The organism is Dickeya oryzae (assembly GCF_009372235.1).
In the GTDB taxonomy this organism is placed as follows: domain Bacteria; phylum Pseudomonadota; class Gammaproteobacteria; order Enterobacterales; family Enterobacteriaceae; genus Dickeya; species Dickeya oryzae.
The window spans coordinates 218717-234939 of record NZ_ML762920.1 but is presented as its reverse complement, the minus strand read 5'-3'; the positions used below and the strand labels follow the sequence as shown (position 1 = coordinate 234939).

General features: G+C 52.7%; 14 protein-coding genes. 5 read left to right on the top strand and 9 right to left on the bottom strand.

The annotated features are described in order from the left end of the window. Positions 1-72: 72 nt before the first annotated feature. From FAZ14_RS01010 to FAZ14_RS00990, 4 genes are all read right to left on the bottom strand, one after another. The gene (locus tag FAZ14_RS01010) at positions 73-297 is read right to left on the bottom strand and encodes a TraR/DksA family transcriptional regulator (protein ID WP_153507908.1); all 225 of its coding nucleotides are present in this window, start codon (positions 295-297) and stop codon (positions 73-75) included. Further along, positions 297-512 (bottom strand): DUF2732 family protein, encoded by a 216-nt coding sequence (locus tag FAZ14_RS01005; protein ID WP_016942386.1) that lies wholly within the window; start codon positions 510-512, stop codon positions 297-299. The genes FAZ14_RS01010 and FAZ14_RS01005 overlap by 1 nt, the downstream gene beginning before the upstream one ends. A 122-nt stretch (positions 513-634) precedes the next feature. Next, positions 635-1147, bottom strand: coding sequence for a replication protein B (locus FAZ14_RS01000; protein WP_235914426.1), 513 nt, complete (start codon positions 1145-1147; stop codon positions 635-637). Next, positions 1144-1626 (bottom strand): hypothetical protein, encoded by a 483-nt coding sequence (locus FAZ14_RS00990; protein ID WP_153507906.1) that lies wholly within the window; start codon positions 1624-1626, stop codon positions 1144-1146. The genes FAZ14_RS01000 and FAZ14_RS00990 overlap by 4 nt, the downstream gene beginning before the upstream one ends. A 154-nt stretch (positions 1627-1780) precedes the next feature. Here FAZ14_RS00990 and FAZ14_RS00985 point away from each other — a divergent pair, with 154 nt between their 5' ends. Both FAZ14_RS00985 and FAZ14_RS00980 read left to right on the top strand, forming a co-directional pair. Continuing rightward, positions 1781-2593, top strand: coding sequence for a helix-turn-helix domain-containing protein (locus FAZ14_RS00985; protein WP_194287055.1), 813 nt, complete (start codon positions 1781-1783; stop codon positions 2591-2593). Between the two features lie 715 nt (positions 2594-3308). Then, positions 3309-5324 carry a methyl-accepting chemotaxis protein gene (locus FAZ14_RS00980; RefSeq protein WP_153507905.1) on the top strand — a complete coding sequence of 672 codons (2016 nt, stop codon included), beginning with the start codon at positions 3309-3311 and terminating at the stop codon, positions 5322-5324. A 222-nt stretch (positions 5325-5546) separates the two neighbouring features. Here FAZ14_RS00980 and FAZ14_RS00975 read toward each other — a convergent pair whose 3' ends face one another. The 4 genes from FAZ14_RS00975 to yebS form a co-directional block, all read right to left on the bottom strand. Continuing rightward, positions 5547-5738 (bottom strand): YdfD/YebW family protein, encoded by a 192-nt coding sequence (locus FAZ14_RS00975; protein WP_012769560.1) that lies wholly within the window; start codon positions 5736-5738, stop codon positions 5547-5549. A 109-nt stretch (positions 5739-5847) separates the two neighbouring features. Continuing rightward, positions 5848-7296, bottom strand: a complete 1449-nt coding sequence (rsmF, locus tag FAZ14_RS00970) for a 16S rRNA (cytosine(1407)-C(5))-methyltransferase RsmF (RefSeq protein ID WP_153507904.1) — start codon at positions 7294-7296, stop codon at positions 5848-5850. Between the two features lie 108 nt (positions 7297-7404). Further along, positions 7405-10035 (bottom strand): PqiB family protein, encoded by a 2631-nt coding sequence (locus tag FAZ14_RS00965; protein WP_153507903.1) that lies wholly within the window; start codon positions 10033-10035, stop codon positions 7405-7407. Positions 10036-10050: 15 nt separating this feature from the next. Then, positions 10051-11331, bottom strand: coding sequence for a membrane integrity lipid transport subunit YebS (gene yebS, locus FAZ14_RS00960; protein ID WP_029456456.1), 1281 nt, complete (start codon positions 11329-11331; stop codon positions 10051-10053). Positions 11332-11633: 302 nt separating this feature from the next. Between yebS and FAZ14_RS00955 the strand changes: the two genes are divergently transcribed. The 3 genes from FAZ14_RS00955 (at position 11634) to prc (ending at position 14997) form a co-directional block, all read left to right on the top strand. Further along, positions 11634-12140, top strand: coding sequence for a GAF domain-containing protein (locus tag FAZ14_RS00955; protein ID WP_038926296.1), 507 nt, complete (start codon positions 11634-11636; stop codon positions 12138-12140). Positions 12141-12224: 84 nt separating this feature from the next. Next, positions 12225-12956 carry an RNA chaperone ProQ gene (gene proQ / locus FAZ14_RS00950; RefSeq protein WP_016942379.1) on the top strand — a complete coding sequence of 244 codons (732 nt, stop codon included), beginning with the start codon at positions 12225-12227 and terminating at the stop codon, positions 12954-12956. A 19-nt stretch (positions 12957-12975) separates the two neighbouring features. After that, positions 12976-14997 (top strand): carboxy terminal-processing peptidase, encoded by a 2022-nt coding sequence (gene prc, locus FAZ14_RS00945; protein WP_016942378.1) that lies wholly within the window; start codon positions 12976-12978, stop codon positions 14995-14997. Positions 14998-15143: 146 nt separating this feature from the next. On the opposite strand, the gene FAZ14_RS00940 is transcribed toward prc, so the two are convergent. After that, complete coding sequence (locus tag FAZ14_RS00940) at positions 15144-16199, bottom strand: DUF481 domain-containing protein (RefSeq protein ID WP_016942377.1); 1056 nt, start codon at positions 16197-16199, stop codon at positions 15144-15146. Positions 16200-16223 lie beyond the last annotated feature (24 nt).

Sequence of the window (16223 nt, the reverse complement as noted above, 5' to 3'; positions counted from 1 at the left end):
AATGCGTGTTTGCCGGATGATCGGCACAAATCGCCTTACCGTTTCCGGTCTGTCAGTTCGTAGATGTTGTCATCAGGACAGCGGCCGGTAATGGCGTAGCCGCTGTTCACGGATTTCCTGACAGGATACGCAGCACACCACACCGGGAATCGCCAGCCGACGAGCCTCGGGAATCGGCGCCTCACAATCTTCACAGAATAATGCCGATGGGATGACGGGCGCGGTGCGTGCGTGCGCAATTTGTGCATCCAGCAGTAACGCTTGCTGCTCCTGAGAGATGTCCATACTGTCTGCCATCAGTGCGCCTCCCACAGCTGGTGCCGAATGTTTTCTGCTTCCTGTTGCAATAGCGCTACCAGTTCCTGTGCGGATAAATGCTCCTGACAGGCGTGTTGCGCCAGATTATCCAGATGCTCGCTGTAGCGATGAGCAAGGTCGGTGCGCCAGCTATCCTGCGGGCGACTACCCGGTGGGATGAAGCTTGTGCAGTGCCTTTTTTGGTTGTTTTTCATACATTCTCCTGATAATAAGCCGCAACAAGTCCTGCCAGCCAAAATGGCGGCCTGTCTGGCGGCGGTTGAGTTAACGGCGGTGGTTTTCTGATGAAATCAGCCGTTAGCGATAAAAACGGGTGTTAGCGAAAATAATGTTCGGGTTTGATACTGGACAGAATGTCGGGGGCATCGCTAAACAGGCTGTGTAATTCACCGGCAGCGCGAACCAGTGCATCTGTCCATTGGCAATCTGGCTCATCGATACGCCGCAAAGGGTGGTTGAATTCCCGCGCGGTAAGCCCAGCGTGAAAAAACAGTGTGCGGCGCTCGCTAAGGTGTAAGCGGGTGACTAATGGCAATACGTCATTTCTTTCCTTAATCTCCGACCCGCCAAATGCGTTGCGTAGTTCATTCAACGCGCTGACAACCCGTTCCCTTGCCATTTCATCCATCTCATCAAGCAGGTAGACACACCAGCGTTGGTGCAGGGCTGCATGAAAACACAGTGTGCGCCGATAGCGTTCCGAAAGTCGTTGGTAAAACAGGCATGTCTGTTCCCATCGCGAATCAGCAAAATGTTTTCCAAGCAGCGCCCGCAAATTTGGCGGCAGAGCCTGCAGGTGATTGGCAGTAAAGGCATAATGCGGCTTCATGATGACGCTCGCTGACTATCACGGTCGTTTAGCCGGTTGCTGAACTGAGGAGGGTGGTACTGAACCTTAGTAGAGTTCGAATTTCCGAATTTTATGGTAAAGTCATTAGTATCATTCACAGCGTTCAAATGGCATTGCCAATTTGGCGGCAGCTGTAACGTTGCAACAAGTGAAAATGCGTCCGATTTCCCGTCAGGAGTGAACGGCGTTTTTGCATTTGCAAAATAACAGGAACTGGGGAGAGCGATTGCGGTGTAGTCTGTATTCCCGGTAGCAGGTGGATAGCGCCAGAGATCAGCCATTGCCGATACCGTTTGCATCGTGTTGTGCAAGCAGGTGAAAGTCGCTGTTACCTGAGCAGGCATAAAATGAGGTATTCGATAATCTATGGCTGCCGGTGTTGCGATGACACAAAAAGCACTCACTGACGTAGGATTTTCCTCAGAAATGAGCGATAGAATTGAAATCTCGTTCGACATAAAGCAATATCTCCCCCAGGCCAGGGTGTTCTATGGTGTTACATGTGCTATGTCGACACTATAAAACACGTAACGTGTATATGTAAATACTCGTGAGGTGTTTTTGAATACAAATAGTGATGCCGTGTCTGCGGCCTCCGTGCTTGAGCGCATCATGTCAAGCTATGGAGTAAAGACTCAGAAGGAACTGAGCGAGGTAACTGAAATACCTACCAATACAATCAGTAACTGGGTTCAGCGAGGGAACGTGCCGGGTAACATTATTCTTAAATGTGCGCTAGATACTGGAGCCGAAGCAGGATGGCTGGTAACTGGTGAGTTTGCAAATGCGAATGTCTTTGCTCATAAATCACCGCTGAAAGGCAAGGCGCTTTATGAGCAAATTCTGTCATCGGGCGGTAAGGCGGTACTGCGTCGAATGCTTGATGCCTATGGCTTTAGTACGCAAAAAGAGTTGGGTGATTTACTGGGGATCGCGCCTGGGACGATCAGTACCTGGATTCGGCGAGATTTCTTTCCTGGGGATGTCGTCGTCACCTGTGCGCTGGATACCGGGGTGTCACTGGCGTGGCTGGCGACCGGTAAAGGATCGCCGCAACAGCATGATACGCCAGTGATCCGTCATGATGACGCGGGTATTATCCTGATTCCACGCAACGTACTAAGAACGGGTAAATTGCAGGAGGCAGGGGAGTGGAAAGCTGACCCGCAATGCATTCCTGCTGGCTTGCATACACCGTTGCTGGTGGAGGGGAGCACCGCTTCCTGGCTGGTGGATACCGGTGTTACCAGTATCAGTAACGGGCGTTGGTTACTGGACATTGACGGTAAAAACGATATCTATGATGTAGCCCTGTTGCCGGGGCGCAAAATGCAGGTTGAAGGCGGCGGCTCGCAATTCCAGTGCGGGGTTGACGAGGTCACTCCCCGTGGGGTGGTGGTGCTGACGTTAACGCCCAGTCTCTAAAATCAACATCAACACATATGGCGTGCCGAGGTGCGCTGTATGTGTTCTCTCTTCGTCATTATTCTTGTGAATCTGTCGCGGCGGCGGTGATTGATTGTGCATCTGTCAGCAACGAGTGCCTGCGGTTTCCTGCCCGTCGTAACGGTATCACTGTGAGCGAACCCGTCTGGTATTTTATCAAATGCGGTACCATCCCAATACTGCACGTCTATAAAAAATCACCATCAAATAATTATCATAACCATAACATTTTAATTACATCAATTGCTATGGTTATCACAGTGGAATGAATCGGCGAATTATAGCTGATTATTATTATGTTGCTTTTTTATTTTTCACATTATTGTTTCCACTCATTTTGGGAGTATTTATTTATTCCATATGGTCATGATTTATTAGATATTTAATTGAAAAAAGACGAGTTGTGATAGTTGTCCAATTATTGGGGGTTATTGGGTGTTTTGGTTAAGCTACTCTTTATACAGGCCGATAAATTTTTTGAGGTGGGGTGCGTGGTCGTAAACCTGGATGGTAGTGAATCTTTGTGAGTAGCTAATCGCTGAATTATTACATGACGATGTTTTTATCCATTATCGTCGCTATGTGCTATGCCTTATGTGTTTGGGTTACAGGGGAATCAATCGGCTTACAGTCTGGTGATGGCCGAAATAATACGCTGGTAATCAGATCACGATAATCATAAACAGGTGATGCTATGAGTATTCTGGGTGAAAAATACGATAATCTTAAAGTGGGAACCCGGCTGTCGTTAGGGTTTGGCTTAGTGCTGTTATTATCACTGGTGGTATTGATATCCGGCCTCGTTGGTTTTCGAACCATCGATGATAGTAATACTAAGGTTCAGGTGACGAATGCTCTTGATGCTACATTGGCTCAAGCGCGCGTCTTGCGTACGCAATTCCAGTTCACGCACGATTATAGTGTGATTGAAAAGAATGGGGTGCTGGTTAATAAGATGGGCGATATTCTCGCCCAGGCTAAAAATCTGAGCTGGGATAAGAATACCTTTGATGATGTCGAACGCATCGATCAGGATTTGAAAGTCTATAGTGCTGCGCGAGAAGCGTTTATTGCCACCAGCAAAAAGCGTGATACCGCAGGATTGGCAATTAGCCAGGATGACAGTGAAAAAGTGCTGGAAACGTTCCAGAGCCAATGGCAGCAGGCAACCGGACTTCCTTCTGATACCCAGTTGGTGCTGTATCAACTGGGTGAACGCATGTCAGATATTCGTGATGTAGCCCATGATTTGTTGCTGGCACCGTCTGATAACACGCTGGCAGTGACGCTGAAGAGTATTGATACGGCGGAAAAAGTCATTAAAGAAAAAGCCGGACAGTTGCCCGCAGCGATACAAGCCAGTCTGAAAACGACTTGGGATTATTTCCTGGTGTATCGTCAATCTGCCGGTGCCTATCTGGCGGCATTTCAGGATGAAACCCGTGCCAGTCAGGCCATGACGGCATCGGCGGATAAATTGAATAAAGATGTGTCTGCCCTGTTTAGTCAGCAACTGGCTAACTCGACTCAAACCACTCGTTCATCGGAATTAAAAATGATGGTGACCGGGCTGGCGGTGGTGTTGTTTGGCATCTTCATGGCATGGCGTATTTCGGTGCAGATTGTAACGCCGCTCAAACAGGGGTTGTCGGTGGCTGAACGCATCGCTGAGGGTGATCTCTCGTCATCAGTCAGTTCTTCACGCCGTGATGAGCTAGGCATGCTGATTACCGCCATGGCGAACATGAATGACAAATTACGCACCATGATTCGGGATATTCGCGAAGGGGTCGGAAATGTAGCGTCAGCCTCGGCGGAGATCGCGGCCGGTAATTCAGACTTGTCGTCCCGCACGGAGCAGCAGTCGGCTGCCGTCGTGGAAACTGCCGCCAGTATGGAACAGCTGACCTCAACGGTAAAACAGAACTCTGAAAATGCGCATCACGCCTCACAACTGGCCTCAGAAGCCTCACAAAATGCCATCAAAGGCGGTGAGATAGTCAGTAACGTGGTAAAAACCATGAACGATATTTCAAGTAGTTCTAAGCGCATTTCCGAAATTACTTCGGTTATCAATAGTATTGCGTTCCAGACCAATATTCTGGCGCTGAATGCGGCGGTTGAGGCGGCAAGAGCGGGCGAACAAGGGCGTGGTTTTGCTGTCGTCGCCAGCGAAGTGCGTAATCTGGCTCAGCGTAGTTCACAGGCAGCAAAAGAAATTGAAGGGCTGATTCAGGAGTCGGTATCGCGGGTGAATACTGGCTCAGAGCTGGTGGATGATGCAGGAAAAACCATGCAGGATATCGTTCGCTCTATCACCCATGTGTTTGACATCATGGGCGAAATTGCCTCAGCATCCGATGAGCAAAGTCGCGGGATTAGCCAAATCGCTCAGGCAGTGACTGAGCTGGATAGCACCACGCAGCAAAATGCCGCGCTGGTGGAAGAGTCGTCCTCGGCGGCTAATGCGCTGGAAGAACAGTCACAGTTGCTGATGCAGGCGGTATCGGCGTTTCATTTAGGTGACGATTCCCATACGCACCACCATACCCATACTTCCGGTGCTGCAGCCAGTCATCAGGCGCTATTGCTGGGTAAACCGTCGTCCGGCAAATCGAGTCAGTCAGGGCGTAAACACACTGCGAAGACGGATCAGTCGTCTGGTAGTGCTAAACACCATTCTGACAAAGATGAGTGGGTGAAGTTTTGATAAGTGAGTGAAAGTCTGTCCATAACAGTCGGTCTTTATTACACCAGTTTGGGCAATGTCGTTACCGTTATGACATTGCCCTTTTTTATGTGTTGCCGTTTATTGGGGACGTATTTTGAACATGTGCTTATTGAATTGTGTGTCGAGTGAGTCAATAACAGTTATGGCGCGTGCTGCCTGAGTTGCCGTTTATAACTGCAAAACACAGGACGACGTGGGGGATTAACGGTCACGGTATTCGTGGGCCGGTTTCCAGTACCCGCTGCGAAAATCGTCAATCGGAAAGCAGCCGCCATTACGGATTTGTTGCTCCTCCATGGCGCTCAGACACTGTGGTTCATTGATATAGGTTCCCGCGACCAGACTCTCGCAGTTACCCCCCAGGTAACAGACAAAGATCACCAGTGCGAACATAGATTCCTCAACAGGTTACTACGCCTTGATTGTGAGTGTAGATGAAAAATGCCGATCGGGAACGCCGCAAGCGGCGACCCGGTCAAAGATTAATCGATGAAATTGAAGATTAATCGATAGCAAGCACAAGATTGGCACCATCGCGAACCAGATCGCGAGGCAGGGTGTTTTTCAGCCGCTGGCCAACACGTTTGCTGAGCCCTAGCGGGGTCTGCTGCCAGGTCAATAATATGTCGTCATGGTCGATGAAAGCGGGAGGGTAAATGTCTTTTCCCCGGAACCAGTCCACGGCCTGCTCGGCAGTAAGCACGAAGGCGTTCGGGCTCTGCGGGTCGCCCAGCGCCACAATGGCTTCATGCTGCCAGCGATACCCTTTGGCAAAACGCTCCGCCAATTTGATGCCGATACGGGAGAAGCGCATTTTACCCAGCATGGGTTGCAGTGCGGTTGGAAACAACCAGATCTCATCGTCTCGCTGCCACAGTTGTAACTGTTGATCTGACCATCGCAAACCCAAACGTCGGGCGCTTTGGCAAATCAGTTGTGCGTCTTTGTTGCTGAGCGGCGTAAATGGCAGCTTGCCCGCTTTGTAATCCGGCGGTGCCAGCGGCGGTACGCTCGCAGTTTTACGCAAGCGTGCCACAAAAAAACCTTCGCTGTCATAAATCTGTGGGAAGACGTGCAGAAACCCCTCGTCCGTCAGAGCCTGATGCGCTTGTGGGAATAGGTCTTTTAGCGACTCGATTTCACACGCGCCGGGGAATTGTTGCATTAACCAATGGCACACCTGCTGGTTTTCCTGATGATTCAGGGTACAGGTGGAGTAAATCAGCACGCCGCCCGGCTTCAATGCATGGAAGGCGCTGAGTATCAGGTCGCGTTGAGTGGCGGCGATATCAGCGATGCTTTCCAGCGACCAGTGACTCATGGCAGCAGGATCTTTCCTGACCACGCCTTCGCCAGAGCAAGGGGCATCCAGCAGGATAGCGTCAAAGGTTTCCGGCAAGGCGCTGCCGAAGACCCGGCCATCAAAGTGTGTCAGCGTGGTATTGCTCACGCCACAACGATGCAGGTTGGCGTGCAAAACCTTCACCCGGCTGGCGGAGTATTCGTTGGCGACAATCAGTCCCTGATTGTTGAGATGGGCGGCAATCTGCGTGGTTTTAGAACCGGGGGCGGCGGCCATATCCAACACCCGCTCTGGGGTATCATGCTCCATGAACAGCGCACTGACTGGCAGCATCGAACTGGCTTCCTGGATGTAAAACAGGCCGCTCAGGTGTTCGAGCGCATTACCCAGCCGCATGGCTTCTTCATCCGCGTTGAGCAGCCAAAACCCGTCGTGACACCAGGGTACTGCTTCCATTTCCCAACCGTAGGGGGCAACCAGTGTAAGAAAATCAGGCACGCTGATTTTCAATGTGTTGACGCGGATACTACGGCGTAATGGCCGCTGGCAGGCATCGATGAAGTCATCCATGCTCAGGTGCGCAGGCATGATGGCTTGCATGGCGGTCAGAAAATCGGGGGTGAGGGAAGCAGGAATAGGTTTAGCCACAGCAGCGTTTCCGTTACAACAACAATCAAAGTGTGAATCTTACCATATCCCAGTGATGGGAAGTGATGGCGGCTCACTGCTTCAGATGCGGTGAGCCGCCGCCTGTGCTTATCGTTCCGGCAGGGCGGTTCCCCAGTCGCGCCAGCCACTGGGTTCTTCGCTATGCAACAGGAAGTGTTTACCGGCCTGTGCTGTCGGTGCCAGTGGTGTGGTGGGTGGTGTGGCAAAGGCGATACCACCGCGAATGAATTGCTGGAACGTACCGCTTTTGATAACACCGCCGGTCAGGCCAAATTGCAGGTTATAGCCGGAAGCCAGCCAGAATACCGAGTTATCGCGTACCAGATGGGCATGGCGTTTACTGATACGCAGCGCGACAGAGACCCGATCGGACAAGGTGCCGAGTGACAGGCCGGTCACCGTGCCGACCTCAATACCGCGAAACAGCACCGGGGTACCAATCTGTAGCGATCCAGCCTCGGCGGTATCAACGCTGATATTTAGCCCGTCCTGATAGCGTGAGTCGGAAATCGTGGCTTTTTGCAGTTCAAAACTGCGGGTAACGGCACCATTGCCTGGCTCGACGTTGATATAGGGCTGGATCAGCGTTTCCAGGTGATTAACCCCAGCGGCGGAGATTTCGGGTGTCACCACCGAAAAACGGGTACCCGCACGGGCAAAATGGCGAACGTATTCCGGGTATAGCACCGCCTGTACTCGCACTTCGTCGCGCTGCTCTGACAGCTTGAGTGACTCCAGTTGGCCGATGTCGATGCCAAGATAGCGGATTGGCATACCGGCGGAGAGCTTGCTGGCATCGTAGGTGCGCAATGTGATTCGGCTGCCAATAGCTCTGGCGGCGGTTTCATTGCTGTACAACGGCCGCTTGCCGCCTTGCACATCGGCAGCGCCGTCCACATTGTCAAAACTGATCGCCCCTTTCAGCGCCCGGCTGAGTGGGGAAGCCTGCACCGTCAGCCCTGCGCCGTTTAGTTGTACGCGCGCGCCGCCCTCGGCCCAGAATACGCTGTTATCGGTGAGCAGTTTGCGGTATTCCGGCCGAATATAAACATCGATTTCGAAGGTGTCGGCTTTGGGGCGAATACGGGTAATTTCACCGACCTGAAATTTGCGATACAGCACGACGGAGCCGTCCTGAATATCCGGCAGGCTGTCGGCCAATAACGTCAGCGTGGTGGGGGGCGTTGTCCCCTGAATACCGGCAGCGGCTTTTTCCCGATCGCTGTAGAGCGGGTAACGTGATTGTGGCTCACCGGTCGAGCCAGGCAACACGGTGACACCGCCATTCAGCCACTCTTGCGCGCTGGCACCCAGCATCTGTACGCCATCCAGCCCGAGTTTGACATTGACCCGGCTACTGGCGACAAATTGACTGTCTTTATGCAGCAGGTGACGGTATTGGTGGTCGATAACGGCGGTAAAACTCACACCGTTATCGGTCAGCGTGCGTTGAACAATGCGACCAATTTGCACACCGTGCAACATGATCGGCTGGCCGCTGTCGATACCATAACTCTGGTTGGCCGTTAATTCGACGTTAAGCGCACCGGGCTGTTGTAACTGCTGTTGTGTCACGTCAGCCACGGTAAAGTGTTGCTTCGGTTCGCCCTCGCCGGGGATGAGCGTCAGTGTTGTCCCCCCTAACAGGCTGGGCAGGTTGAGATCACTGAGCGATAAACGCGGTGCGGCCAGCTCAATGCGGGTGTTGTCTCGCATCAGCGGCACCACGGACGGGTCGACAATTAATTCACCGGTGACGCGCTGGTTAGCTTCCAGGGTGAGCCGTTGCAGTGTCCCCACCTCCAGCCCTTGATACAGCAGGGGAGTGTGACCGGCTTGCAGTTTATCGCCAGAAGGCAAATCCAACGTTATCGACACGCCACGCTGGCTGTGTGCCAGATCCGGATACAAATCATAAATTTGGTCCGCAGAGGCAGGCTCGCTCTGTTCGGGCGAGTCAAAGGCGATAGCACCGTTAACCAATGCCGATAGATTTTGCATTTCAACGGTCGCCCCGCTGAAACTGACATCGGCTTTTAGCCCGGAAACGTTCCAAAAGCGGCTGTTCTTTTTCACCAACCCGGTGAAACGGCGGTCGATCAATACGTCAATCGTTACACCACGGTGATCGGCATTAACGCTGTAGTCGTAGACTTTCCCAACCGGAATCTTACGGAAATAGACTAGCGAACCGGCATTGAGTGACCCCAGGTCGTCAGCATGCAGGTGCACCAGCAATTCGCCACTGTTAGCGCGATATTTCGGCTGATTATCTTGTGCGGTGAAGTGTGTCGTCGGGTCACCACGGCCCGGTAACATGCCGATATAGTTACCGCCAACCAGTGCATCCAGCCCCGATACTCCGGCCAGTGAGGCTTTGGGCGTCACCAGCCAGAACTGGGTACCGCTGCGTAGCGCATCCTTCATGTCGTTACGGATGCTGGCGACGACCTGAATCGTGCGCAAATCATCGCTGAGTTTTATGTTGCGCACAGTACCCACTGCCACCCCTTGATAGCGCACCGGGGTGCGGCCGGGAACGATGCCGTCCGCCGAGACGAAATCAATCGTTACCGTCGCACCACGCTCCTGCTGGTTGGTGTAAAGCAACCAGCCGGCAATCAGCAAGGCGACAACGGGCAGCAGCCAGAAAGGCGACAAGCGATGTCGGGATTTGATGCGGGCTTCAGCGGCGGGCATCGGCGTTGAGTTCGACATTGTTATCCTATTAATTTAGTCGTTATCCCATATCAGTCGACTATCCAGCCACTCGACAGACAATATGGTCAAGATAACGGCAGCGCCAAAATAAAGCGCCGCAGGTCCCATGGTAAAAGCAAGCAATGGGTCGCGGTTAACCAGCGACATGGTCAGGGCGATGACGAACAGGTCGAGCATCGACCAACGCCCAATCCAGGACATCAGGCGCAGCAGACGCATACGGAGCATGCGGCCGGTTTTCATCCGAAAATGGATGCTGACCAGCAGAAATGTGGTGATGATAACCTTACTGAACGGCACCAGAATACTGGCGATAAAAACTACCAGCGCCACCGGGACATTCCCGGTTGCCAGCGACATAATGCCGGAAAAAATGGTGTCCTCGCGGCGAACGCCGTTGACATAAATGATTGAGATCGGCATCAAATTGGCAGGCAACAGCAGAATAACGGCGGAAATCAACGCCGACCAGGATTTTTGCAGGCTATAGGGACGGCGCGGCGTGAGCGGCACATGGCAACGACGGCAACGGCCTTGATGGTCAGGCTGTGCAGTAAAATGACAGGACAGGCAGACCAGCGCCTCTGCTGGGGCTGGGTTGGCACGCTGTTGATCACGTTGTGGGTCTCGTTGTGGATGTAGGTCTCGTTGTGGATAGTAGCGCTGCCAGAGTTGCTCAGCATTAAGGTGAATCAGCGTCAACAGGCTCAGCGCCATCAGCACCAGAAACGCCAGCAACCCATTGCCGGGCAGGACCTCGGAAAATTCACGCACTTTAATCGACGCGACCGCCAGACCAACCAGATACACGTCCAGCATGACCCACTCTTTGAGGCGTTTGAACAGCAACAAGACCGGGCGCAGGTTCATACCGACGCGTGGAGCGAAAAACAGATACAACAGGGCGAAGACCAGGGTGAGTGGTGCACCGATAGTACAAAATGCCACGATACTGGCGGTGACCGGGTGGCCCTGGCGTGTCATCTGCCAGATACCTTCCAGCAAGCTGGCATTGATGGACACACCCAGCAGGCGAATGTTGAGCAGCGGCTCGGTATAGGCAAACGGCATCAGGACCAGCATGGCGATGGCCATTGACACCAGCCGTGAGATAGACCAATCGCGGCCGCTGGCAAGGTGTGCCGCACAGCGCGGGCAGTGGCCGTGTTGATGGCGTTTGAGCCGGGGCAACATGAAGGGCTGGTCGCATTGTGGGCAACGCTGAAAGCGACGCGGCGCGGCAGGCGGCGAATCGGCCGATTCAATAGGCGCAGCGGCATTATAAATTTTCATATTTCCTGCGGGCAGGTTAACAGGACAGGTATTATCATAGTGTAACTGAATGATGGATGACACAAAATCACTGCTACTCTTGTCAGGTTATATGGTGACGTCATCAGACGGCATCCTGCATGTATTTACCGATGTCGGGCGCGGTATAACGCACGATAACTGCTGCTTTATGAGCGCCCCGTGCGGTGAAGGTTGGGCTGACAAGAGAAATCCTGTAGCATCCCGACGCGAGAGTTTATGTAATCTACTGCGGACATCAGCCGCCAGGTGGTCCGTAAAGACAATTTCTGCCTATGCAAATGATGAAAAAAGAACAATTCTACAATGAACTGGAACGTGACCTGACCGCACTGATTGCCGGTGAAGATCGCTTCCTCACGATATTATCGAACAGCAGTGCGTTACTATTTGAACGATTGGATGGTGTGAATTGGGCCGGCTTTTATTTGCTGGAAGGCGACACGCTGTTTCTGGGGCCGTTTCAAGGGCGTCCGGCTTGTGTGCGCATTCCAGCAGGAAAAGGGGTCTGTGGTCGAGCTATTGCGGAAAACCATGTTCAACGGGTTGGCGATGTCCATGCGTTCCCCGGTCATATCGCCTGCGATGCCTCCAGTAATGCTGAAATCGTGTTGCCACTGACGGTAGATGGTCAATTGATTGGTGTGCTGGATATTGACAGCACAATCCATGAGCGCTTTGACGCCGAAGACGAAGCTGGTTTACTGGCTATCGCTGCGGTGTTATGCCGCCAATTGTCACAGAGCGATCTGCTATCTTTCATCAATTCTCTTATGTTGCGACAAGGATAACGTAGCAATTGCCGATGGCGTCATTATAATGACGCCTGTTCATGCCTGCGCTGGTTGGCAAACCCGTTGTAATCAGGAAATTTCATGGAAAATCAACCTAAGTTGAACAGTAGTAAAGAAGTGATCGCCTATCTGGCAGAGCGTTTTCCGCTTTGTTTCACGCTTGAAGGCGAAGCGCGTCCGTTAAAGATTGGTATTTTTCAGGATCTGGTCGAACGCGTGTCCGAATCTGAACACGTTAGCAAGACGCAGTTGCGCTCTGCGCTTCGTCTTTATACGTCAAGCTGGCGTTATCTGTATGGCGTTAAACTCGGCGCTCAACGCGTTGACCTTGACGGTAACCCGTGCGGCGAGCTTGAGCAGCAGCATGTGGAGCATGCCCGCAAGCAACTGGAAGAGGCTAAGGCCCGTGTCCAGGCTCAGCGTGCCGAGCAACAGGCGAAGAAACGCGAGTCCGGTGAAGCTGAACCTTCCCGTACGCGTCCGTCTGCCGGCAAGAGTGCCCCGCGTCGTGAACGTGATGCCGCTGGTGCCGCGCCGCGCAAACCGCGCCCGTCTTCTCCTCGCGCCACACAGACCGCTTCTCCGTCATCCGATAAATCCCAACCTCGTCAGCCTAAAGCAGCCCGTGCGGTAACACCGGAACGGCAGGCAGTGACGGATATTTCCAGCTTGCAAATCGGCCAGGAAATCAAGGTCAGGGCTGGCAAAAACGCCATGGATGCCACTGTGCTGGAGATCGCTAAAGATGGGGTCAGGGTACAACTGGCTTCTGGTCTGGCGATGATCGTACGCGCAGAACATTTGCAGTTCTGATACGGAGGCCAACCAGGGCATGAACAAATTTGTTAAAGCAGTCGCATTAACCTGGCTTTTGCTGTCCGGGGGCAGTTTTGCCAGTGAGAACATCACCCGCGCAGACCAAATTCCTCAACTGCAGCCAGAAGCGCAGCATTCTACCGTCAGTGAGCGCGTGGCATCGCGCTTTCTACGTTCCCACTATCGCCAGTTCATGCTGGATGCGCAATTTTCCGGCAAGATCTTCGACCGTTATCTCAACATGCTGGATTACAGCCATAACGTGTTGTTGGCTTCAGACGTGGCGCAGTTTGCCGGTCAGAAAGGTGAGTTAGGGGAAAATCTGAAGAATGGCAAGCTCAGCCTGCCATACGCCATGTATAACCTGGCTCAGAAGCGCCGTTTCGAGCGTTATCAGTATGCGCTGACGCTGCTGGAAAAGCCGATTAACCTCAACGGCAACGATTTTATCGACCTTGATCGCGCTAAAGCGCCCTGGCCGCAAAGCGTAGACGAACTCAACGCACTGTGGGATGCCAAGGTCAAATATGACTGGCTGAGCCTGAAACTGACCGGCAAAACCGATGCGGAAATCAAGGAAACCTTGACCAAACGCTATCAGTTTGCGATTCGCCGTCTGGTCCAGAGCAATAGCGAAGATGTGTTCCAGATCATTATGAATGCCTTCGCGCGGGAAATCGATCCGCACACCAGTTATTTGTCTCCACGCAACACCGAACAGTTCAACACTGAAATGAGCTTGTCGCTCGAAGGTATTGGTGCGGTGCTGCAGATGGATGAAGATTACACCGTCATCAATTCGATGGTGCCGGGTGGTCCGGCGGCGAAAAGCAAACGCATTAGCGTTGGCGACCGTATCGTAGGCGTAGGACAAGCGGGCAAGCCGATGGTGGATGTGATTGGCTGGCGGCTTGATGACGTCGTCGCGCTGATCAAAGGGCCGAAAGGTAGCAAGGTGCGTCTGGAAGTGTTGCCAGCAGGCAAGGGTACCAAAACGCAAACCATCACGCTGACCCGTGAGCGTATCCGCCTGGAAGACCGTGCGGTGAAAATGTCCATCAAAGATGTCGGCAAAGACAAAGTTGGTGTGCTGGACATCCCCGGTTTCTATGTCGGACTGACGGATGACGTGAAAGTACAGTTGCAAAAACTGGAAAAAGAGCACGTCAGCAGCATCGTTATCGACCTGCGTGGCAACGGCGGTGGGGCGTTAACCGAAGCGGTCGGCCTGTCGGGGCTATTCATTCCTACCGGGCCAGTGGTGCAGGTGCGCGACAATAACGGCAAGGTCCGTGAAGATAGCGACACAGATGACACTATCTATTACAAAGGCCCGCTGGTGGTGCTGGTTGATCGGTTTAGCGCCTCGGCGTCAGAGATTTTTGCTGCCGCGATGCAGGATTACGGCCGTGCGCTGATTGTGGGTGAACCTACCTTCGGTAAGGGTACGGTGCAGCAATACCGTTCTCTTAATCGTATTTACGACCAGATGTTGCGCCCTGAGTGGCCCGCGCTGGGTTCGGTGCAGTACACCATTCAGAAGTTCTATCGCATTAACGGCGGCAGTACCCAGCGTAAAGGGGTAACACCTGATATCGTGATGCCGACTGGCAACGAGGCGGTGGATACCGGCGAGAAGTTTGAAGATAATGCCTTGCCGTGGGATAGCATCAAACCGGCCAGTTATACCGTGATGGGTGACATGAAACCGTTGTTGCCGTGGCTGATTGAACAGCACAATGCCCGTATCACCAAGGATCCTGAATTCCAGTATATCCAGCAGGATGTGGTGCGTTACCAGGAGATGAAAGGGAAGCGTAATCACGTGTCGTTGAACCTGGCGCAGCGCCAGAAAGAAAACAACGAAGACGAGACGATGCGTCTGCAACGCATCAATGATCGACTGAAACGTCAGGGCAAACCGCCGTTGAAATCGCTGGATGACTTGCCGAAGGATTATCAGGATCCGGATGCATATCTGAATGAAACCGTCCAGATTGCGGAAGACCTGTCTAAACAGGAATCGAAGTCACAGTAAGGGTGTGATGCTACGGTGAGTCAAAACAAAAAGCCCGGTTTAAGGAAACCGGGCTTTTTTTATCGCCGCATGTTACGGCACTCAACAATTCCACGGTGCTTAACAGAGGGTTCCTGCGATACTCGCAGGAACCAGCGTGCGATAAATTACCAGCCGACGCCCAGACCCAGTGAGTACAGGGTGTCATTGACGTTACCTTGTACGCTTTCGGTACGGTTGCGGGAGACTTTCATACTGACGGATGACCAGTCGGTAACTTTGAAGCGCAGACCTGCACCAGCTTTGAAATAAAGCGGGGTGGTGCTGTCAAACGAACGACCCACTTCACCATCGCTGAACAGCTCGGTGCGTTTACCGAACAGGAAACGATCGTAATTCCACTTCAGGCCACCAGAGTAGAAATTATCTTTATTATCATTCTGATAAATGAATGTCTGGGAGTTCAGCAGCGTTGTAATCGAGAACGCACCCAGATCGTTATCCCAGAACTGGTAACCAGGACCGGTACCCACCGAGCGGTTGATCTTGATATTTTCTACCCAGTCGCGTTTGTATTCATAGCGACCCTGCCAGAACCAGTGCTCGTCGATGAATTTATCCAGCGCGTATTCACCGTCGGCGTTTTTGGTGCTTTCCACATTGTCTTCTTTGGTCATGTGGTAGCTGGCATTCAGGTTGTGACGCCATGTGCCGTGGCGCAGGCGCGTGCTCAACGTTGCATCACGGTTGTCGGTTTCAGTGGAGCTTTTCTTGTGGGCCAGGCTGACATCGATATTGCCTTTCCAGGAGAAATCCTCCACCCAACGGTGTGGAACAACCATTGAGTTGATATCGGACAACGGCAGCGTTTCCTGCCCGGCGCTGACTTGTTGTCCGTCTACGCTGGCGGGTTGCGCCACGATAGCACGTGTACTGTCAGAGGCTTTGATAGACGGGTAAAGCACGCCTTTTTCGTAACGCTGCCCCTGAATCACCATGCCGTGGTCGGTCTGGAAGGTCTTAACTTTGTCCCAGGTCACCGACAGGGTATCGGCGTAATCGGTTTTGATGAATAGCTTGCCGCTATCCAGCAGCGTAATCTGGCCGCTGATCTTGTCACCGTTGGTTAGCCAGACGGTGTCCGCATGGCTGGTGGAAATGCCTGCAGCGCTGAGCGCAACGAACAGACCCAGCGGCGAAAGTGCATGTTTGGAATATGTCATGATGTCAGATAAAACAGTGGATGA

Bases quoted from the DNA above. Each gene is read 5' to 3' on its own strand.
- FAZ14_RS01010 (WP_153507908.1), bottom strand. From the start codon at position 297: ATGGCAGACAGTATGGACATCTCTCAGGAGCAGCAAGCGTTACTGCTG.
- FAZ14_RS01005 (WP_016942386.1), bottom strand. From the start codon at position 512: ATGAAAAACAACCAAAAAAGGCACTGCACAAGCTTCATCCCACCGGGT.
- FAZ14_RS01000 (WP_235914426.1), bottom strand. From the start codon at position 1,147: ATGAAGCCGCATTATGCCTTTACTGCCAATCACCTGCAGGCTCTGCCG.
- FAZ14_RS00990 (WP_153507906.1), bottom strand. From the start codon at position 1,626: ATGTCGAACGAGATTTCAATTCTATCGCTCATTTCTGAGGAAAATCCT.
- FAZ14_RS00985 (WP_194287055.1), top strand. From the start codon at position 1,781: ATGTCAAGCTATGGAGTAAAGACTCAGAAGGAACTGAGCGAGGTAACT.
- FAZ14_RS00980 (WP_153507905.1), top strand. From the start codon at position 3,309: ATGAGTATTCTGGGTGAAAAATACGATAATCTTAAAGTGGGAACCCGG.
- FAZ14_RS00975 (WP_012769560.1), bottom strand. From the start codon at position 5,738: ATGTTCGCACTGGTGATCTTTGTCTGTTACCTGGGGGGTAACTGCGAG.
- FAZ14_RS00965 (WP_153507903.1), bottom strand. From the start codon at position 10,035: ATGTCGAACTCAACGCCGATGCCCGCCGCTGAAGCCCGCATCAAATCC.
- yebS (WP_029456456.1), bottom strand. From the start codon at position 11,331: ATGAAAATTTATAATGCCGCTGCGCCTATTGAATCGGCCGATTCGCCG.
- FAZ14_RS00955 (WP_038926296.1), top strand. From the start codon at position 11,634: ATGAAAAAAGAACAATTCTACAATGAACTGGAACGTGACCTGACCGCA.
- proQ (WP_016942379.1), top strand. From the start codon at position 12,225: ATGGAAAATCAACCTAAGTTGAACAGTAGTAAAGAAGTGATCGCCTAT.
- prc (WP_016942378.1), top strand. From the start codon at position 12,976: ATGAACAAATTTGTTAAAGCAGTCGCATTAACCTGGCTTTTGCTGTCC.
- FAZ14_RS00940 (WP_016942377.1), bottom strand. From the start codon at position 16,199: ATGACATATTCCAAACATGCACTTTCGCCGCTGGGTCTGTTCGTTGCG.